The following is an 18,148-nucleotide window of genomic DNA, read 5'->3' as shown; positions in this document are numbered from 1 at the left end:
CTACCACAGCGCACTTTGCCACTCAGGTCTGCGTGGGTCTGCGCCCATCCCCTGTGACAAATCCGCATGACCCCCAACATTAACTTCTCTTTATGTTCAAGCGTCTGGCCACCACTGTCACGGCTCTGGCGCTGCTGACCGGGGCCACGCAGGCTCAGGCAGCAGGCCCAGCCTCCCCCACTCAGATTGCTCCGGTTCAGCGCGGCTGGAATTCCTGCGCCCCCCACGAGCGCGGACAGCTGATCTACGCGGGCAATCAGCGCCGTATCACCGTTCCGCAGGAGTATTCGAACTGGTTGCGGCAGTACGCCCGCAGCGAAGGCATCCCCGAAACCCTGCTGTTCTCGCTGGTCTGGCATGAGTCAGGCTTCTGCCAGAACGCCGTGTCGCACGCTGGCGCCATCGGCCTGGGTCAGCTGATGCCCGGCACCGCCCGTGACCTGGGCGTGAACCCGCACGTGGCTCAGCAGAACCTGTTCGGGACCGCCCGTTATCTGCGCCAGCAGTACCAGCGCTTCGGGCGGGTCGAACTGGCCCTGGCGGCCTACAACGCCGGGCCGGGCCGGGTGGCGGGCTGCCACTGCGTGCCCGCCATCCCCGAAACAGTCAACTACGTGAACAACATCGTGCGGATGTACCGTTCATTCAGTTGAGGCTTAGCTGACAGCGCCGCCGTCTACGATCTCGCGGTATTCGCCGCTGTCCACGATCTCGCGAATCACCTGCACGGTGCGCCGCACATCGTCCTCGGAATTGTAGAAGGGAATCGGGGCCAGGCGCAGGATGCCCGGCTCGCGGAAATCCGGCACGATACCGCGGGCCCGCAGCGCCAGCGACACCTGCTTGTTGTGCTCCCACTGCAAGGAAATGTGCCCGCCACGTTCCGCCGGGTCGCGGGGGGTCACCATCTGCATTTCAGGCAATTGTTCATCTGCCAGGGTCATCAGCAGCTCGGTGAGTTCCAGTGAGCGGGCGCGCAGTTCCTGCAGATCCACGCCGTCATAGACCTCCAGCGCTCCTTCTAGGCCTGCCAGCGACAGGATGCCGGGCGTGCCCAGCTGAAATGCTCCTGCTCCCGCGCCGCGCTCGTAGTCGCCTGCCATCTTGAACTGACTGGTCTTGTCGTTGCCCCACCAACCGCGCAGGGCCGGCATGGTTCCCAGGTGCCGCTCATGGACGAATAGGCCGCCGGGCGCGCCGGGGCCCGCGTTCAGGTACTTGTAGGTACACCACACTGCGAAATCGGCGCCGTCGTCATGGAAGTTGTGCGGCAGCGCTCCGATCGAGTGCGCCGCGTCCCAGCCCACCACGCAGCCCTGGGCGTGAGCGTATTCGGTCCAGCGGGGCATGTCCAGCAGTTGCCCGGAGCGGTACAGCACCACCGGCAGCAGCACCAGCGCGATCTCGTCGGTGATGGCCGCCGCGATGTCGTCCGGGTGCAGGGTCTGGCCGTCACGCGAGGGAATCAGCCGCAGCTCGGCGCCGTGCAGGTCAGCCCAGGAGCGCATGGCGTACAGGTCGCTGGGAAAGTCCAGTTCGGTGGCCAGCAGGTGTCTACGTTCACCCTCGGGGCGGTAAAAGGTGGAAATGAGCAGATGCAGATTGGTGGTGATGCTGCCCGTCGAAATCACCTCATCAGGCTGCGCCCCGACCAGACGGGCCACCTGCGGCGACAGGGTTTCGCTCAGGTCAAACCAGCGGTCCCAGCCCATCACGGCCTGCTCGGCCCAGTCGTTCAGACGGCGCTCCACCGCCCGGCGTGCGGAGTGCGGCATCAGGCCCAGGCTGTTGCCGTCCATATAAATTCCTTGCGGCATAACGAACGCTTCTGGCCTATACAGTTTGGACATAAGGCAAGATAACGCGGCCTGAGCAGAACCGCCGGGTTGTTCTGGGCAAGTAAGGTCAAGGCTCTTTCTTCTCTGCCTGGCCTTAAAATGCCCTATGCATACCCTCTACTTCGATTTTCTGTGTCCTTACGCCTGGCGCGGACTGGAACTGGCGCAGGCCCTAGGCGGCCCGGAGTTGTTCACGCTGCGGCACTTTTCACTGGTAGAAGGCAACCACCATGACAACGCGGCTGGACTGAGCTGGCGACTGACCGATCAAGACCCCGGGGCAGATGGAGGGAGCGGCTCCCTCTCCCACCAACGCCCCAGCCTGAATGCTTTCCTGACCGCACAGGCGGCCCGCTTGCTCGGCAAGGAGGCGGAGTGGGCCTATACATTGGCCCTGTTTCGCCTGCACCACGAGCAAGAACAACCGCTGGAGGAAACCACCTTTACTCGGGCGGCCCAGGAGGCGGGACTGGAACTGGCCGCCTGGCAACACGCCCGCGGGGACATCGCCGGATTGAAGCAGGCACTCCGGGCCGATCTGGACACCGCTGCCGAGGTGGGTGTGCAGGGCACTCCAACATTCGTGCTGGACAGTGGCGAGGCGGCCTATTTCCGCTTTGAGGAGTTGACCCGTGAGGCGAGCGAGGCGCAGCGACGCTGGGAGCTGTACTGCGCGGTGCTGCGAGACAACTCGCGCATCGGGACGATCAAGCGGGCACGCCACCGCCCGGCCTGAACATGAGCAGCGGCCAAATCCAGTCAGCAGTCGCTGGGATAAACAACTTCGTTTACCCAGCGACCCTTTTTGCCGTCTCAGTCTCGCTGAGGCTGAACGATCACCCGCCTCAGGTGGAGCTGTGACTGCTGGAGGCGGCAGCACTGTCCTCATCCTCTTGCAGCACTTTGTAGGCGCAGAGGGCCGCCACCACCGCCAGTTCAGGAGGTGGCCCTGCCAGGGACAGCCGCACGTCCTTGCCGTCTACCCTGCCCCCAATCCGTCCGGAGACTTCTTGACCTGTCACGCTCAGGGCGATGTCCTTGCCATGCCAGCGGCCCGAGAAACGGCCCTGGGCCTCGCTGCCATTCAGGGAAAAGGTCACGTCGTCTCCGTCAAATTGTCCACCTAGACGCAACGTACCTCCCGCTGCACTGAGGGAACCGCGCACACCGAAGCCGGCCACCCGGCCACCAATTCGGCCCGCGACTTCCCCCTGGCGGTGGGTCAGGTCCAGATCCTTGCCCTGGTACACTCCGCCGATTCGCCCGCTCAGCCGTTCGCCGTCCCAGTCGGCCCGCAGGTCGTAGCCCTGATACACCCCGCCGATTCTGCCGCTCAGTTCGCTCATGTTCCCACTATAGCGGGCAGCAGGATAGCCCGCGCCGGAGCACCGTCTACTCCATGCAGCGGGAGGGGGAGGCAGACCAGGGTGTATTCGCCGGGGGTGACATGGCTCAGGCTCAGGCTTTCGAGGATGTGCATCCCCGCCGCATGGGCCGCATGGTGGCTGTCTAAGGTCTTGGAGTCCAGCGGGTCCATGCTCGGCACATCCAGCCCCAGTAACCGCACCCCCCGCTCGCCCGCCGCCCGCACAAATTCCGGAGTGGGGTAGGCAAAGGCACTTGGGAAATCGGACCAGTGGGGTGGCTGACCGCTGCACAGCAACAGACGGGGCGGCAGGTCGCTCAGGCCCTCCAGCACGCCTGGGCCAATCGGCTGATCCGCAGCGACCCGCAGCACCAGCGCAGGGCCGACATATACGTCCAGCGGAATCTCGTGCAGCTGCTTGCCCCCATCGTCATAGTGCCAGGGTGCATCTACGTGGGTTCCTGTGTGCGTGGAAGTGCGGATGACCCCGGTATTCACCGAGTCGCCCCCGGCGATACGGGCGCCAGGTTGCACCTCGAACTGAGCGTCGCCAGGCCAGTTGGGATGACCGGGCGTGAGGAGCCGGGAAATATCTACGGGGAGCATGGACTTAGGCTAATAAAAAATGAATGGGCAGAACCAAGTCCTGGATTGTTCTTATTCTAACAATTAGTCCTATGCGGCTGTATGCTGGGGCATGTCGTCCATCCTTCAGCCCTATGCCGTTCCCTTGAACGATCTGCGCAACATGATCGGCAGCGGAGATGTCCACACCTTCGTAGATTTGCACAGCCGCTACTACGCAGACCTGCTAGAGCTGGATGAACAACTTGACGGGAGCAGTGATGCCGTCCCTGCAGCTGCCGAGGACCTGTTGCACGACCTGATTCATCGCCCCGAAGTTCCCCGGCCACAGGCCACCGCCGAGCGTGCCAAACTGCTCTACATCCTAGAACTGATGTGTCGCCGCGCTGGGAAGGCACTGAGTAACCGGGCCTGGAGCGGGTTCCGGGAGTCCTGGGCCACGGTGATAGACGGGCACCTCACCAGCAACAGGGTGGCTTTCCGCACGCAGAATCTGCTGGGTGGCACGCCGCCCCTGGGCCTGTATGCGGCGGACGACTATCCAGGCGTGAGTAGCTTGACGCCAGAACAGTGCCAGGCTGCACTGGACGAACTGTTGCCATTGTCCCCACCGCAGCCCGGTGATGGGCAGGGAGAAGACATGGCAGAGTCACTGGCCGAGGTGCGGGACTGGCTGAAGACTTGCGCCGAAGGTGGACAGCACCTGATCTGTTTTTTTTATTGACGCTTCCCCCTGCCCTGTATCCCCGGCGTAAGCGGCGTGCGCCCTGCCCTGAGGGGCACGAGGAGGGAAAAGTTATGGGACGGACTGAAGTGAAGGTAGAGTGGCCGTGGTTACGGGCGGCGCCTCAGGCGTCGGTCTGTCCACCGCACAACGGCTGGCACGTGAAGGTGCCAAAGCTGCTGCTGAAGGTATCCGCGCCAGTGGCGCAGAAGCTCAGGGCCTGGCCCTGGACGCGCTGAACGGTGAATCGGCACACACACTGGTGAACGAGGCCGTACGTACGGCAGCTGGCCCATCCTGATCAACACTGTGGACAGCAGCCATGATCGTATTTCTCATAACTTGCACCTTGCATAGCTGAGCGAATAGCCGTGCTGGAGAAGAAATTCTCGTTCTTTTTGGAGCTGACTCAGAAGATGGTTGAGCCTGACTACGGGGAACAGGGTGTAGAGGGCCAGGCGTGCCGCCTCTTTCAAGGTCATCCCTTCTGAGCGATGCAGTATGGTCAGGGTGAAGGCCAGGAAGACCATCAGAATCCAGCGGTCCAGACCCCTGGCAGTTCGCAGCGCGAACTGCGCCAACCCAAACTGGTGCTTACCTTCCTTGAAAAAGGACTCCAATGTCCAGCGCCGCCCACCCTCAGCGATGATCTCATCCCCCTCCAACAGTTCAGACGACACCGCGAAGAATTCCCGGTCCCCACGGTCTACTCTCCCCAGAGACAGCGTTTCCAGAGACCAGTTGGCCAAGTTGACATAGCCTCCATGCGGACAGTCCGCCACCGTCACCCGCCCAGGATGGTCCGTGCGCCGGTTGCTCCTCACACCCACCACGAACTCGAAATCGAGGTGCCGCACGCCTTCCAGAAAAACAGCGGCTTCAAAGCCGCTGTCCGCTAGGACACGTACCCGGAAACGTTTCTTGATGAAGTCCGGCACCTCTTCCAGTAGGTCGAGCGCCAGAGTGACGGGCGTGCTGGTGTGCTTGCCCTGGTACACCCGGTAGGAAATGGGGAACTTCAGTTCCCCATACTCGGCAAACAGGACGACCAGGTGGATGCCATGTCTACCGTTGTAGACGCTGACGTAGGGCAGTTGAGTCCCCACCTTTTCCACCGTGGTCAGATCCACACTGAGCCGCAACCGAGGTCGGCGTTTGGAGTGAGCTACGTCCAACAAAATGCGCCAATGGATGTCCTGCATTTCGTCCCAGCAACGGTCTGAATCCCAGTCATAGACGTTGAAGAAGCGACTCAGTGCACTGGGACTGACTCCTTCAGCTTGGCTGAATTTGATCTTCTGGCCTGGACTATGAAAGAAATGCAGCGAAGCCTCCAGGCTTCGCCGTTGGTACAGCGTCTCTGGAATGTCCAGAATCCGCTGTGAGAGAATATGGGCGCGCTCCCCTGAAACCTGTTTGTACACACTTCCAGAATTTCAGCTCTGGGAGCGCTTTTTGTCTACGTATTCAGGTGCAAGTTCTGAGTAGAACCGTCTTTACCGCTGCCCTGACCTTGCCCGTTTCCTCCCTCTAGGTTGCCCTGGCCCTGGTTTTGATCATTGCCAGGACCGCCAGGATCGTTGGGTGGGGTGGTGTCGTCGCGGTAACGGGCACCACCGTCAGGCTGTTGCTGGTTTCCGATCTGCCCGTGGCCGTCACCTTCACCCCGGTCCTCATGCTTTTCGGTGCCGTTGCGGTTTCTGTACTCGTCACCCTGGGTCATGATGCGTCTTCTGACTGGCCGTTGTCGCCGCGCTGGGTGCTGTCACCACGGTCATTCATGCTCTGGCCGTTATTCCCTTGGTCTTTGCGGCCTTCGCCGGGCATGCCTTGCTGGCCACTGCCGCTGCCATTGCCCTGACTGCCGTCATTTCCCTGGTCACGCCGGGATTGATCGCCGTCCTGACGGTAGCTGGCGTTATCTTCGCCGCTGGGCTGAGTTCCACCCTGCGGATTCCGCTCCATATCATTTTGGGTCATGATTTATCATGACGAAGCTGATTTACTTATAAATGCCAGGCTGTCGAGGAAGACTTGATTTATTATCTTCATCCTAAGGTGGGAGTATGAAATACTCAGAACTTGCACCTGAATACGTAGACAAAAAGCGCTCCCAGAGCTGAAATTCTGGAAGTGTGTACAAACAGGTTTCAGGGGAGCGCGCCCATATTCTCTCACAGCGGATTCTGGACATTCCAGAGACGCTGTACCAACGGCGAAGCCTGGAGGCTTCGCTGCACTGAGGGTGCCCCAAAAGCGGTACCAGTCGTTTTGCGAAACTCAGCTTACCTCAGCCCGCCTGCAACAGGCGGGCAAATTCGTTCGGAGTCTGTCCATTCAGTGAAGTGTGTGGCCTGACATCGTTGTAGTCCTCACGCCAGCGGCGAAGAATCAGACGGGCCTGATCCAGATTCTGAAACCAGTGGAGGTTCAGGCATTCATCGCGGACACGTCCATTGAAACTTTCGATATAGGCATTCTCCACAGGTTTTCCCGGTCGAATGAAGTGGTGCATGATGTCGCACTTGTGGGTCCAGAGTTCCAGGGCTCTCCCTGTAAATTCTGGGCCATTGTCGGTCGTAATAGCCTGTGGTGCACCACGAAACCGCACCACAGCTTCCAGAGCAGTCACGACATCGTGCCCTGTAATGGACGTTCCAGCCTGCATCACCAGGCACTCCCTGGTAAAGTCATCCACCACGTTCAGCACACGAAACCTCTGACCAGATGCGAGCTGGTCTGTCATAAAATCCAGGCTCCAACGCTGATTGGGAGCAGAAACCACAGGTTTCTGCTGACGCTCCCTAACATTGAGCTTCCTGCGCTCCTTCTTCCGAACGGCTAGCCCTTCGGCACGATAGATGCGGTACACACGCTTATGGTTCACGTTCAAACCTTCTCGGCCCAGCATCAGGTGAAGTCTTCGGTATCCAAAGCGTGGCCGTTCCCGTGCCAGTGCACGTAAACGTTCGACCAGAACCAGATCTTTTACTCTCTCTGGGCTTTTTCTTCTATAGGTCGTGCGCGAGAAGCCCAGGACCCGACAGACTCGACGTTCACTCACGGCGAAGGTGTCCTTCAGGAAGATCGCTATCTGTTTTTTGAGAGGTGTCCTCGCCTGGGACGTGGTCCCAGGCCCTACCACGTTCGTCCAACCACCTCTTTCAGCATGGCGTTGTCCAGCGAAAGGTCAGCAACCAGCTTTTTGAGACGCTGGTTTTCCGCCTCCAGCTGACGAAATTGACGGGCTTCGTCTTTGGTCATGCCACCGTACTTGGCTTTCCAGCGATAAATCGTCCCTGGCGCGACTCCATGAAGTCGCGCCAAATCGCTTATAGGCGTGCCCGCCTCAAGCTGTCCAAGGATGTCCAGAATATGTGCTTCGGTATACCGTTTGCCGTTCATATGCCTCCCAGTCTGCTGCTGAATTCGCAATCAGACTGGCACCGAAAACAGGGGCAAGGTCAGCACCTTTTCCACAGTCCAGGCCAGAAGATCAAATTCAGCCAAGCTGAAGGAGCCAGTCCCAGTGCACTGAGTCGCTTCTTCAACGTCTATGACTGGGATTCAGACCGTTGCTGGGACGAAATGCAGGACTTCCATTGGCGCATTTTGTTGGACGTAGCTCACTCCAAACGCCGACCTCGGTTGCGGCTCAGTGTGGATCTGACCACGGTGGAAAAGGTGGGGACCCAGTTGCCCTTTGTCAGTGTGTACAACGGTAGACATGGCATCCACCTGGTCGTCCTGTTTGCCGAGTATGGGGAACTGAAGTTCCCCATTTCCTACCGGGTGTACCAGGGCAAGCACACCAGCACGCCCGTCACTCTGGCGCTCGACCTACTGGAAGAGGTGCCGGACTTCATCAAGAAACGTTTCCGGGTACGTGTCCTAGCGGACAGCGGCTTTGAAGCCGCTGTTTTTCTGGAAGGCGTGCGGCACCTCGATTTCGAGTTCGTGGTGGGTGTGAGGAGCAACCGGCGCACGGACCATCCTGGGCGGGTGACGGTGGCGGACTGTCCGCATGGAGGCTATGTCAACTTGGCCAACTGGTCTCTGGAAACGCTGTCTCTGGGGAGAGTAGACCGTGGGGACCGTGAATTCTTCGCGGTGTCGTCTGAACTGTTGGAGGGGGACGAGATCGTTGCTGAGGGTGGGCGGCGCTGGACATTGGAGTCCTTTTTCAAGGAAGGTAAGCACCAGTTTGGGTTGGCGCAGTTCGCGCTGCGAACTGCCAGGGGTCTGGACCGCTGGATTCTGATGGTCTTCCTGGCCTTCACCCTGACCATACTGCATCGCTCAGAAGGGATGACCTTGAAAGAGGCGGCACGCCTGGCCCTCTACACCCTGTTCCCCGTAGTCAGGCTCAACCATCTTCTGAGTCAGCTCCAAAAAGAACGAGAATTTCTTCTCCAGCACGGCTATTCGCTCAGCTATGCAAGGTGCAACTTATGAGTATCAAGCTTTTGCCTTCCGCTTTGCTCCTTTCTGTTCTCTGTGCTATGCCGAAAACCGCAGCCGGAGTCGCCTTTTCATTCAAGACGAGTGGCCAGGCACGCAGCTAGATTAGCGGCCATGCTTCAGCGCCTCAATGTCCCCGCCCGCCTTCATGTCCTTCCTGCCGAATGGACCGGTGTGGGCCTCGCGCTGATGTCTGCGGCGGCCTCTGCCACTGTCGGCGTCTGGGCCAAGCTGGGGGCGGCATCGGGTATGGGCACCACCACCATGCTGGGTTGGCGCTTCGGGCTGCTGGCCCTGCTGCTGACCGCCCTGGGCTATGCCCGCGTCCGGCGCGAGCAAGTACCCGCACTGGCATTCATGGGACTGCTGCATGTGGGGTCGGCGCTGGCCTATTTCACGGCGCTGGAACACATCTCGGCTAGCACGACAGCTCTGCTGGTGTACTGCGCACCCGCTGTCGTGATCGCGCTTGGACTGCTGGTCCGTATTCGGCCCTCGCGCTGGCAGGTGGCCGCGCTGATCCTGACGCTGCTGGGGTTGTTGGTGGTGGTCGGCCGTCCCTCTCCTGCCGATGCCAGCACCACCGGCCTGCTGCTGGGAGCCGTAGCCGGCACGCTGTTCGGCGGGTACTTCTTCGCCAGCTACCGCTTGACACGCGGCATCGCGCCACTGACCGTCACCACCCATGTTGCTCTGGTCACTGCCAGCGTGGTCTCTGCCCTGGGCCTGTGGCAAGGTGAGTTGGCTGTACCGACAGGTCAGGACCAATGGACCGTCATCCTGGGACTGGCCCTGATTCCGTCGCTGCTCGCCATGCCTGCGCTGTACGGCGCCGTACAGCGGATCGGGGCGACCCGCACTTCCATGCTCACCACCACCGATCCGCTGTGGGCCATCGCACTGGCGGTGCTGTTGCTGGGCGAATCGCTGGGGTTTGGGCAGTTGCTCGGCGGTGGGCTGATTTTGCTGGGAGCAGCTCTGGCCCAACGCGAGAGCAAACCAGCTCACCGCCGGGTGCGGCGCGGCAAGTACTGGAGTTCACCCTGAACTAGGAGCCAAGAAAAAAAGGGGGAGCCGGACGCTCTCCCCTTTCTTTGGCCGCAGCGCTATAGAGCACTGGCTCAGCTGATCCGAACTTGGTCGCCGTCCAGGCTGACACGCTGACTGTCATCCAGATTGGTGAACAGGACTGGGGTCAGGAGGCTGGGCACACGTCCTTGCATGCGGCCCAGGTCGGCCCGCAGCAGCGGCTGTCCAGCGGTGACCCGTTCACCCTGACGGACCAACGGTGTGAAGCCTTCGCCGTTCAGGTTCACCGTATCCACACCCACATGAATCAAGACTTCCAGTCCATTGTCGGCCATCAGTCCAACTGCGTGGTGGGTGGGGAACATGGTCACCACTTCACCGCTTACCGGACTCCGCACCTCGCCGTCCGTGGGATCAACCGCAAAGCCCTGGCCCATCATGCCGCCGCTGAACACCTCGTCGGGCACAGCAGAGAGCGGAAGAACCCGGCCCGCGAGGGGCATCACCCAGTCAGCAGGCAGGCTGGGCCGTGAGGCACTGACCGGATCCTGGGTGGGCACCGCCACCGGGGCGACCACCGGAGCAGCGACAGCAGGCGCAGCAGTCTCCGCTGGCATGGTTTGCCCATACTCCCCACTGGCGATAATCTGCTGCATCGTTTCCTTGATACGGTCCGAGCGGGTACCATACACCGCCTGCACACTATTGCCGACTTCCAGCACCCCGGCGGCTCCCAGCTGCTGCAACCGGGCTTTGCTGACTTGGCCCTTGTCATGCACACTGACGCGCAGACGGGTGATACAGGCGTCCAGATTCTGGATGTTACCGGGACCTCCAAAGGCCCGCAGGATTTCAGCCGCTTCTTCACGCTCGCTGGCTGGCGCGGCAACGGTCGCTGCTGCAGGCGCGTTCCCGTCTTCTACCTCGCGGCCAGGGGTAGCCAGGTTCAGGCGGCGGATCAGATAACGGAAGACCACGTAATATACGGCTGCAAATGCCAGGCCGAACAGTGGAACCAAGATGGCGTTGGTACTACGCGGCCACAGCAACATGTAATCAATGAATCCACCCGAAAAAGTGAATCCAGCGTGGATATTGAACAGGTTCATCAGCATGAAGCTGAGGCCCGTCATGGCAGCGTGGAAAACATAAAGCACCGGAGCCACGAACATAAAGGCGAACTCGATCGGCTCGGTGATCCCAGTCAGGAAGGAAGTGAGTGCCGCTGAGATCATGATGCCAGCGACGGCGGCCTTGCGCTCTGGGCGGGCTTCTTGATAGATCGCCAGGGCAGCGGCGGGCAAGGCGTAGCCCATGATCGGGAAAAAGCCGGTCATGAACGTGCCAGCCGACTTGTCCCCGGCCAAGTAGCGGGTCATGTCGCCGCGTACAACCTCGCCCGCCTCATTGGTGTATTCACCTGCGATAAACCAGAAGGGCTGATACCAGATGTGGTGCAGCCCGAACGGAATCAGCAGGCGGTTGATAAACCCGAACAGGCCAGCGGCAATGGTGGGCTGCTCGTTCACGGCAAAGTTGGAGAAAGTATTCAGGCCATGCTGTATAGGGGGCCACAAGTAGGTCAGCAAAATCCCCAAGACAATGGCCGCCGCCGCCGTCACGATCGGCACAAAGCGCCGCCCCGCGAAAAAGCCGAGCCACTGGGGCAGCTGAATATCCTTGTAGCGATTGTACAGCCAGGCGGCCAGCACCCCCATGATGATCCCGCCGAACACTCCGGTTTGGAGGGTCGGAATACCCAGCACGCGGGCATATCCGCCCGGCTGGTCCAACTGGGCCTGATCGAACGCCGCCGTGTCACCCAGACCCAGCCAGGCACTCATGGAACTGTTCATGACCAGAAAGCCGACCAGCGCCGCCAGCGCGGCCACGCCCGAACCGCCCGAGAGGCCCACCGCCACGCCCATGGCAAAGATGATCGGCAGGTTCCCGAAAATCACGTCGGAGGCAGCCACCATCATCGTCCCGACAAACTGAAGCCACTCAGGGATATAGGGTGCCCAGGTATAAGAGTCATCGTTCAGGGCCGCGCCCAGGCCCAGCAAAATACCGGCAGCGGGCAGTACGGCCACCGGCAGCATCAGCGCTTTGCCGATCTCTTGCAGGCGGGCAAAGAGGCTGCGGCGCTGCTCAGATGGGGCCGGGGGAGGAGCGTCTGCCATGTGTGCGGCGGTAGGCGGAAGTTGAGTCATCGCGGATCCTTTCTTGCGCTTGGTGCCCTGGACTGCACCTGGCCTGGTCCAGCCTAAAAAAATAAACAGACCAGAACTGCGGACATGAGCGCAGAGGGGACGGCCATAAACTTTTTTTCCTGTTCCCCTGCCATCCGCTGCGCTCTCCTGAAACCTCATTGGCAGACGGCAGCTGTAGTATCTCAGGAATCTTACTTTGGTCAAGGCAGACGGCCGAAATGCTTCCTCTTTGGTTAATCCTCTGTTAGACTAAGGGACAAAGCCCCAGCCGCACTGGGGACCTACCACCTGACTTTCTAGGTCAGGGCGCACTGTGCACGCGAGCAAAATGATGTCTCGCTCAACTTTTTCATGCCCTTTCTCATCCTGCTCAGGATGCTGAGGCGCATGATCCGCGCTATGAAAAAGATTTTTCTGATGATGATTGCTAGCAGCTTCCTGATGGCTTGTACTCCCCAGGAGAGCACCACCACGACCACCACCACAGAACCCGCCGTCACCACCGACGAAGTCGCTGACGCTGCTGTGGACACCGAAGAGTCCACCATGGCCAACGATGACGAAGCCGACGTGGCTGACGAAATCGACATGGCAGCCGGCGACGGCATTGAAGGCATGGTTGAGAGCTGGGACGCCACTGGCCAGACCTTCACCATGATGGAAGGCGACAAGACCTACACCGTGATGGTGGATGACGCCACCGAATACTACGACGCCGAAACCGCTTGGGACGCTGAAGGCTTCTACGGTGAAGACCGCATGGGCCAGAACATCGCCGTGGAAGGCGAACTGGACAGCGCCACCAACACCATCATGGCCACCAAGATCACTCGTCAGTAAGCACCTCTCTTAACCGAGTGGTTCTAACGAGCCAAAATAGCCAGTGGGCCTCCGACGAGCAAGTGCTCCAACGAGGCCCATCAGTTGTTTTGGTGATCTTCAGGCTAGAGGATGCGTGCTACACGCACAGCCGTGTCCCTGGCTTCTTTGTGGAGGATGCCCAGGTTCATGCCCCCAGGTGCCACCACGGCCAGGACTCCGCGGCGTCCTGTGGCATAGATGTACACCTGCCCAATCCCACCGCTGATGCTCATCTCACTCAATTCACCCGTCTTAAGGGTCTGATTCATACGCCGACCCAGGCCCAGGGCCACCGCAGCCATGGCGGCCACATGGTCGGCGTCGGTGTCGTCCCGAAAAGATTGCGAGATCGGCAGGCCATCCGTGGTCGCCACCAGTGCGCCACGCACCGCCGGAAAAGTCCGGCGCAGATCCGCCAAGGCCATATCGAGTTTTTCCTGCTTACTTGCGGTCATGATGGGTCTTTCTTGAGGGCTAGGGGTAGGCCAAGGACCAGGAGGCCAGGAGGCGAAGAGTTAGGCACCTGCAGCCTGGGGTTGGTCGGCCAGTTGCAATTCCAGCAACCGGATCAGCACCTCGCGGGAGCTGCCGTTATCGGTGGCGTTCAGGCCACACACCTGCTCAGGCGGCAGATCGAAGTAGCTGGCCACGTCTTCAGGAGTCCAGACTTTGGGCAGATCCTGACGGGTCACGCCCACCACGAAAGGCACCGGATTGCGGCTGGTGATGAACTCCAGGATATTGCGGGCCTGCGAAAAGTCCTCGGGCTTGTCTCCGGCAACCAGCAGGGTCAGGCCCAGGGCACCTTCGCAGAGCACGTCCCACATGAAATCAAAGCGGTCCTGACCAGGCGTACCGTACAGCAGCAATTCCTGGCCGTCTAGGTTGATGGTGCCGAAATCAAAAGCGACGGTGGTGTATTTCTTGCCGATGTCTTCACTGGCTTCGGCTTCGGTGGCCACCACTTCGGTTTCGGAAAGGGTCTGTACAAAAGTGGTTTTCCCAGCCCCCACAGGGCCAGAGATCACAAGTTTCATGGGGCCCATCTTCAGGCACCTCCAGTCAGGCGGCGAAGCGCATTGAGAAAGCGGCGAACCGGACTGACCTGTTCTGGTGCAGCAGCGGGGGCCACCTGGGATTGGAAATGGGGCTGGGTACCCGCCGCCACTGCGGCACCGCCAGGCACCACTCCCGCAGCGCGGTAAGGGGTAACCATGCCGGCAGCACGCAGACGGAACAGCATCAGGCGGGCTTCTTCCAGGCTGATAAAGGCTTCCTGCGCCACCTCCGCAGCGTTGCCTCCACGGGTGAGCAGGGGGGAAACATGGCGCCAGGCACTCTGGAGGGTCACCGGCAGGCCACCGACCAGCTCCTCAGCTCCCTGCACCGTTACAAAGCGGGTGGCCTCGTGTGGCAACTGGGACTCGTCTATGCGGGCGTCCTGCACCAGCGAGCGCAACACCTGATTCAGAGGCAGCGAGAAATGGGCCGTCAACTCATGCGGGGCCATTGCTTCAAACTCGTAGGTTCCGGTGGCGCCATTCATCAATTGGCGCAGGACATCCTGCACGCGCATCGCTTCGCGTACCGGAAAGCCGTCCATGAACAGGGCCCGCATTTCCCCGCGGTGCAGATGCAGTTCGACACTGCGGCCTCCTAGCGCCGACTGCAAAAAAAGTGTGCCGGTGTGGCGCTGCAAAACTTTGGCCACATCAGAAAAAGCGTGATCCGCAAAATCACCGTAGATCGCCACGTCCTCATCCCTTCCTTTCAAGCTCTCTTCGGGGCAGTACCCCGGTAGCCGTCGTTACAAAGTCATAAAAACCTTCAGCGAGTGTAAGCAGGCCGCTCTATCAGACCTCTCACACCCTCGCTGCTGGATACCGCCAGATGAAGCTGTCCGCCTTGTGGCGTTCTTCAGAGTTGCAGTGACAGTGCCGAACTCTGAGGCGGAACCGTCACGGCTTGAAACCGATCAGATCAGCGGCGACGCTTGTCACGTGGGTTGCGGCGCGGCGCTTCTTGCACCGCTTGCTGCTCACGGTAGAGATCCACCAAGGCAGCGTCCAGCTCGCCACGGGCGACGGCAGCCTGCACCGCGCAGCCGGGTTCGCGTCCATGCGTACAGCGCGAGTAGCGGCAGTCGGCAGCCAATTCCTCGATGGCCCAGAAAGCGGCGCCTTCCTCATCCCAGACGGCAATATCACGCAGTCCAGGATTATCGATCAGGAGGGCACCACGGCCCGGCCCATCCAGCGGGAGGGGGTACAGCGTACGCCAGGTGGTGGTGTGGCGGCCCTCGCCAGTCAGATCGCTCACGTCACCAGCACGGCTCAGTTCCTGGCCCAGCAGCGCATTGGTCAGGGTGGACTTGCCTACGCCCGAAGAACCGATCAGCGCAGCGGTGCGCCCCGGTGCCAGCCACTCGGCCAGGGCGTCCAGCCCCTGGCCCGCCGCCGCCGAAATGGGGAGCACGGGCGCGTCCAGCCCCGCGTCCGTCCAGCGTTCCAGGCTGCTGCGCACTTCATCGGTCTTGTTCAGCAAGATCACGGGCTGGGCCTGTGAGAGCTGCACCGCCTGAACATAACGCTCCAGCCGCTCAAGGTCCCAATCTAGAGGACTGGTCACGATCAACACCGTGTCCACATTGGCAGCCAGCACTTGCGGCTGGGTACGGCGGCCCTTGAGCACCGAGCGGATAAAGGTGTTTTGACGGTCCAGCACGGCTTCTATTCGGAGGGGCTCATCTGGGGTGTCGGCTGCGCCAGAGCAAGCCACCCAGTCCCCGATCACCGGCACGTCCAACAGCTTGTGGCGGCGACCAGCGGGCCAGACACCTTCACGGGGACCGCTGGCGGTTTCTAATAGATACTGGTTACGCTCTACACGGACAATGCGGGCCGCTTGCCAGTCCGGCTGGGCTTCCGGCAACCCTGATAAGGCCTGGGCCAGTGCCGGTGTGTAGCCAAAAGCCTTCAGTCGCTCAACAGTCGGGGTTTCGGGGGCAGAAGTGGGGTCTTGGGTCACTGCCCTACAGTCTAGACGCCCCACCAGACCCTGATGTTTCAGCCGAGACTGGGCGGCCCTTCATCTCCGCTTAGCTGCACTGGCGTAGACTCGGCGGCTAGATGATAGATCTGCGTGCCTGGTTGGCGGGGCTGGACCCCACCACGCTTCATATCAGCACCTTTGGCCTGCTGTTTCTGGAAGGCGCTGGCATTCCGGGGATTCCCGGCGTGCTGCCTATGATGGCGCAAGTCGGCCTGATTGACGCCGGGAAAAGCTCGCTGGAAGCGGCGATTTTCTGGGGCACGCTCGGGAACTGGCTGGGCAGCATCGCCGGGTATTCGGTGGGTCGCTGGGGCGGGCGGTATATCCCCGACCACTGGCACAGCCGCATGAACAATGACCAGGCCCGCACGCTGCTGCGGCGCTATGGCCCGCTGACCATTGTCGCCAGCCGCACGGTAGGAGCGCTACGGACTCCAGTGACGCTGGGCGCCGGGGCGCTGCACTACCCTTTGCCTGCCTATGTCCTGTTCAGCCTGCTGGGGGCGCTGATTCACATCGGGGTGTGGCAGTGGCTGCTGTGGCGTTTCGGGACGCGCATCTTGCCGTATCTGGAGCAGGTAGGTGCGCAGGTGCTGATGGGGGCAGCGGCCCTGGCAGCCCTGGCCCTGCTGGGACGCTGGCTGTGGCAGCGCCGCCAGCCTTCCCCCGCAGCAGAAGCCGCACAGGAGAGTCAGCACAGCCCACCGCACTGACCGACCGCTCGGTCAGCAACAGAAACGGCAGGTTAATTTGTCCCCTGGCAGACAGCGAGGCCGGGGCGCTATGGTGACCCCATTGTGACGCGTTCTCAACAAGATACGGACCGGCCAGAGGCGGCCCACACCCCCACCGATTCCCCTGAGCCACGCGGCCACCGCGCCAGCGGCCAAAGTCCAGCAGACCAAGCGCTGGGCGAGGCCCCTCAGCGCCCGATGCGCCCCTCGGTCAAGGTAGAGCCCAACCCGGCACTGGAGGCTTCGGCCTTTTTGAAGGCTGCCCGCGGCGAGAAAGCGGCCCACACACCGCTGTGGTTCATGCGCCAGGCTGGGCGCTATATGCCCGAATACCGCGCTATTCGCGCAGACCGCTCGATGCTGGAATGCATCCGCACGCCAGAGCTGGCTGCCGAGATCACCCTGCAGCCCATTCGCGCCTTTGACGTGGACGCCGCGATTCTCTTTAACGACATCCTGACGCCGCTGCCGGTGATGGGCCTGGACCTGGATTTCGTGAAGGGTGCAGGACCGCGCATCAGCAATCCGCTACGCAGCACCCGCGCCGTCGACCTGCTGGGCGTGCCCGCCGCCCGCGAAAGCATGCCCTACACCGCCGAGGCGATCCGGCTGCTGAAACCCGAACTGGACCGCCGGGGCATTCCGCTGATCGGCTTTGTGGGTGCGCCCTTTACCCTGGCCAGCTACGCCATTGAGGGCGGCGGCTCGCGCAACTATGAATACACCAAACAAATGATGTATGCCGAACCCGCCGCCTGGTTCCGCCTGATGGACAAGCTGGCCACCGTGCAGGCCGATTACCTGGGTGAGCAAATCAAGGCCGGGGCCGCTGCCGTGCAGATTTTCGACTCCTGGGCGGGCGCTCTTTCGCGCTACGACTACCAGACCTTCGTGTGGCCCGCCACCCAGCGCCTGATTGAAGCGGTCAAGCCCTACGGCGTACCGGTCATCTACTTCGGGACCGATACTGGGCACCTCTTGGAAGACATCGCCAAATACGAAACCGACGTGGTGGGCGTGGACTGGCGCACCCCGCTGGACACCGCTTGGGCGCAGCTGAATCCGGGTCAGGCCATTCAGGGCAACCTCGATCCCCTGCTGCTGGCCGCTCCCTGGCGCGAACTGAAACACCAGGTGGACCGCGTGCTGGACGAGGCAAATGGCCGCCCCGGCCACATCTTCAACATCGGGCACGGCATCCTGCCCACCACGCCGATGGACAACGTGCGCCGCGTGGCCGAATACGTCCACGAGAGAACAGCCAATCGCTGAAGTCAGAAGCTGGC

The 18,148-nt window shown here is 61.2% G+C and carries 19 protein-coding genes and 2 pseudogenes; 9 read left to right on the top strand and 12 right to left on the bottom strand.

The window, feature by feature from the left end:
• The first annotated feature begins 92 nt into the window (after positions 1 to 92).
• The gene (locus LMT64_RS12235) at positions 93 to 653 is read left to right on the top strand and encodes a lytic transglycosylase domain-containing protein (protein ID WP_126352368.1); all 561 of its coding nucleotides are present in this window, start codon (positions 93 to 95) and stop codon (positions 651 to 653) included.
• A gap of 3 nt (positions 654 to 656) precedes the next feature.
• Here the strand turns inward: LMT64_RS12235 and kynU are convergent, their stop codons facing one another.
• Positions 657 to 1,817: a kynureninase gene (kynU, locus tag LMT64_RS12230; RefSeq protein ID WP_229253483.1), complete on the bottom strand. Its 1,161-nt coding sequence runs from the start codon at positions 1,815 to 1,817 to the stop codon at positions 657 to 659.
• A gap of 127 nt (positions 1,818 to 1,944) precedes the next feature.
• Here kynU and LMT64_RS12225 point away from each other — a divergent pair, with 127 nt between their 5' ends.
• Positions 1,945 to 2,574 carry a DsbA family oxidoreductase gene (locus LMT64_RS12225; protein WP_126352366.1) on the top strand — a complete coding sequence of 210 codons (630 nt, stop codon included), beginning with the start codon at positions 1,945 to 1,947 and terminating at the stop codon, positions 2,572 to 2,574.
• A 109-nt stretch (positions 2,575 to 2,683) separates the two neighbouring features.
• Here LMT64_RS12225 and LMT64_RS12220 read toward each other — a convergent pair whose 3' ends face one another.
• Positions 2,684 to 3,184, bottom strand: a complete 501-nt coding sequence (locus LMT64_RS12220) for a hypothetical protein (RefSeq protein ID WP_126352365.1) — start codon at positions 3,182 to 3,184, stop codon at positions 2,684 to 2,686.
• The gene (locus LMT64_RS12215) at positions 3,181 to 3,810 is read right to left on the bottom strand and encodes a cyclase family protein (RefSeq protein WP_126352364.1); all 630 of its coding nucleotides are present in this window, start codon (positions 3,808 to 3,810) and stop codon (positions 3,181 to 3,183) included. The genes LMT64_RS12220 and LMT64_RS12215 overlap by 4 nt, the downstream gene beginning before the upstream one ends.
• Positions 3,811 to 3,901: 91 nt before the next feature.
• Between LMT64_RS12215 and LMT64_RS12210 the strand changes: the two genes are divergently transcribed.
• On the top strand, positions 3,902 to 4,513 hold the full coding sequence (locus tag LMT64_RS12210; protein ID WP_126352363.1) for a DUF7691 family protein: 612 nt from the start codon (positions 3,902 to 3,904) through the stop codon (positions 4,511 to 4,513).
• Positions 4,514 to 4,613: 100 nt separating this feature from the next.
• Complete coding sequence (locus LMT64_RS12205; protein WP_126352362.1) at positions 4,614 to 4,814, top strand: Rossmann-fold NAD(P)-binding domain-containing protein; 201 nt, start codon at positions 4,614 to 4,616, stop codon at positions 4,812 to 4,814.
• A 34-nt stretch (positions 4,815 to 4,848) separates the two neighbouring features.
• Here LMT64_RS12205 and LMT64_RS12200 read toward each other — a convergent pair whose 3' ends face one another.
• The 4 genes and pseudogenes from LMT64_RS12200 to LMT64_RS12185 form a co-directional block, all read right to left on the bottom strand.
• A complete protein-coding gene (locus LMT64_RS12200; protein WP_229253482.1) occupies positions 4,849 to 5,937 on the bottom strand; it encodes a transposase in 1,089 nt (362 codons plus the stop codon).
• Positions 5,938 to 5,972: 35 nt separating this feature from the next.
• Positions 5,973 to 6,236 carry a hypothetical protein gene (locus tag LMT64_RS12195; RefSeq protein WP_229253481.1) on the bottom strand — a complete coding sequence of 88 codons (264 nt, stop codon included), beginning with the start codon at positions 6,234 to 6,236 and terminating at the stop codon, positions 5,973 to 5,975.
• The gene (locus LMT64_RS12190) at positions 6,233 to 6,493 is read right to left on the bottom strand and encodes a hypothetical protein (RefSeq protein WP_126353736.1); all 261 of its coding nucleotides are present in this window, start codon (positions 6,491 to 6,493) and stop codon (positions 6,233 to 6,235) included. The genes LMT64_RS12195 and LMT64_RS12190 overlap by 4 nt, the downstream gene beginning before the upstream one ends.
• Positions 6,494 to 6,803: 310 nt before the next feature.
• Positions 6,804 to 7,918, bottom strand: a pseudogene (locus LMT64_RS12185) (IS3 family transposase).
• Positions 7,919 to 7,981: 63 nt separating this feature from the next.
• Between LMT64_RS12185 and LMT64_RS12180 the strand changes: the two are divergent.
• Both LMT64_RS12180 and LMT64_RS12175 read left to right on the top strand, forming a co-directional pair.
• Positions 7,982 to 8,968 (top strand): annotated as a pseudogene (locus LMT64_RS12180) (transposase); the annotation flags it as partial.
• Positions 8,969 to 9,088: 120 nt separating this feature from the next.
• Positions 9,089 to 10,021, top strand: coding sequence for a DMT family transporter (locus LMT64_RS12175; protein WP_126351768.1), 933 nt, complete (start codon positions 9,089 to 9,091; stop codon positions 10,019 to 10,021).
• Between the two features lie 74 nt (positions 10,022 to 10,095).
• Here LMT64_RS12175 and ptsG read toward each other — a convergent pair whose 3' ends face one another.
• Entirely contained in the window at positions 10,096 to 12,186 is a 2,091-nt protein-coding gene (gene ptsG / locus LMT64_RS12170) for a glucose-specific PTS transporter subunit IIBC (RefSeq protein ID WP_126351836.1), read from the bottom strand.
• A 429-nt stretch (positions 12,187 to 12,615) separates the two neighbouring features.
• Here ptsG and LMT64_RS12165 point away from each other — a divergent pair, with 429 nt between their 5' ends.
• On the top strand, positions 12,616 to 13,056 hold the full coding sequence (locus LMT64_RS12165) for a DUF5666 domain-containing protein (protein ID WP_126351769.1): 441 nt from the start codon (positions 12,616 to 12,618) through the stop codon (positions 13,054 to 13,056).
• Positions 13,057 to 13,160: 104 nt separating this feature from the next.
• Here LMT64_RS12165 and LMT64_RS12160 read toward each other — a convergent pair whose 3' ends face one another.
• The 4 genes from LMT64_RS12160 to rsgA all read right to left on the bottom strand — a co-directional run bounded on the left by LMT64_RS12160 (position 13,161) and on the right by rsgA (position 16,104).
• Complete coding sequence (locus LMT64_RS12160) at positions 13,161 to 13,532, bottom strand: roadblock/LC7 domain-containing protein (RefSeq protein WP_126351770.1); 372 nt, start codon at positions 13,530 to 13,532, stop codon at positions 13,161 to 13,163.
• A 60-nt stretch (positions 13,533 to 13,592) separates the two neighbouring features.
• The gene (locus tag LMT64_RS12155) at positions 13,593 to 14,123 is read right to left on the bottom strand and encodes a GTP-binding protein (RefSeq protein ID WP_126351771.1); all 531 of its coding nucleotides are present in this window, start codon (positions 14,121 to 14,123) and stop codon (positions 13,593 to 13,595) included.
• Positions 14,124 to 14,125: 2 nt separating this feature from the next.
• Positions 14,126 to 14,830: a hypothetical protein gene (locus tag LMT64_RS12150; RefSeq protein ID WP_126351837.1), complete on the bottom strand. Its 705-nt coding sequence runs from the start codon at positions 14,828 to 14,830 to the stop codon at positions 14,126 to 14,128.
• 227 nt (positions 14,831 to 15,057) lie between these two features.
• Positions 15,058 to 16,104, bottom strand: coding sequence for a ribosome small subunit-dependent GTPase A (rsgA, locus tag LMT64_RS12145; RefSeq protein ID WP_229253480.1), 1,047 nt, complete (start codon positions 16,102 to 16,104; stop codon positions 15,058 to 15,060).
• A gap of 101 nt (positions 16,105 to 16,205) precedes the next feature.
• On the opposite strand from rsgA, the gene LMT64_RS12140 reads away from it, so the two are divergent.
• Both LMT64_RS12140 and hemE read left to right on the top strand, forming a co-directional pair.
• A complete protein-coding gene (locus LMT64_RS12140) occupies positions 16,206 to 16,841 on the top strand; it encodes a DedA family protein (protein ID WP_126351772.1) in 636 nt (211 codons plus the stop codon).
• Between the two features lie 84 nt (positions 16,842 to 16,925).
• Positions 16,926 to 18,134 carry a uroporphyrinogen decarboxylase gene (gene hemE / locus LMT64_RS12135; RefSeq protein ID WP_126351773.1) on the top strand — a complete coding sequence of 403 codons (1,209 nt, stop codon included), beginning with the start codon at positions 16,926 to 16,928 and terminating at the stop codon, positions 18,132 to 18,134.
• Positions 18,135 to 18,148: the final 14 nt, after the last annotated feature.

Source organism: Deinococcus radiophilus, assembly GCF_020889625.1.
Lineage (GTDB): Bacteria > Deinococcota > Deinococci > Deinococcales > Deinococcaceae > Deinococcus > Deinococcus radiophilus.
This window is presented reverse-complemented; position numbering and strand designations above follow the sequence as displayed.

Coding starts and splice junctions, on each gene's coding strand:
- LMT64_RS12160 (WP_126351770.1), bottom strand. CDS start 13,532: ATGACCGCAAGTAAGCAGGAAAAACTCGATATGGCCTTGGCGGATCTG.
- LMT64_RS12225 (WP_126352366.1), top strand. CDS start 1,945: ATGCATACCCTCTACTTCGATTTTCTGTGTCCTTACGCCTGGCGCGGA.
- LMT64_RS12165 (WP_126351769.1), top strand. CDS start 12,616: ATGAAAAAGATTTTTCTGATGATGATTGCTAGCAGCTTCCTGATGGCT.
- LMT64_RS12210 (WP_126352363.1), top strand. CDS start 3,902: ATGTCGTCCATCCTTCAGCCCTATGCCGTTCCCTTGAACGATCTGCGC.
- LMT64_RS12235 (WP_126352368.1), top strand. CDS start 93: ATGTTCAAGCGTCTGGCCACCACTGTCACGGCTCTGGCGCTGCTGACC.
- LMT64_RS12140 (WP_126351772.1), top strand. CDS start 16,206: ATGATAGATCTGCGTGCCTGGTTGGCGGGGCTGGACCCCACCACGCTT.
- LMT64_RS12175 (WP_126351768.1), top strand. CDS start 9,089: ATGCTTCAGCGCCTCAATGTCCCCGCCCGCCTTCATGTCCTTCCTGCC.
- kynU (WP_229253483.1), bottom strand. CDS start 1,817: ATGCCGCAAGGAATTTATATGGACGGCAACAGCCTGGGCCTGATGCCG.
- LMT64_RS12190 (WP_126353736.1), bottom strand. CDS start 6,493: ATGACCCAAAATGATATGGAGCGGAATCCGCAGGGTGGAACTCAGCCC.
- LMT64_RS12220 (WP_126352365.1), bottom strand. CDS start 3,184: ATGAGCGAACTGAGCGGCAGAATCGGCGGGGTGTATCAGGGCTACGAC.
- LMT64_RS12215 (WP_126352364.1), bottom strand. CDS start 3,810: ATGCTCCCCGTAGATATTTCCCGGCTCCTCACGCCCGGTCATCCCAAC.
- LMT64_RS12155 (WP_126351771.1), bottom strand. CDS start 14,123: ATGGGCCCCATGAAACTTGTGATCTCTGGCCCTGTGGGGGCTGGGAAA.
- LMT64_RS12195 (WP_229253481.1), bottom strand. CDS start 6,236: ATGACCCAGGGTGACGAGTACAGAAACCGCAACGGCACCGAAAAGCAT.
- ptsG (WP_126351836.1), bottom strand. CDS start 12,186: ATGGCAGACGCTCCTCCCCCGGCCCCATCTGAGCAGCGCCGCAGCCTC.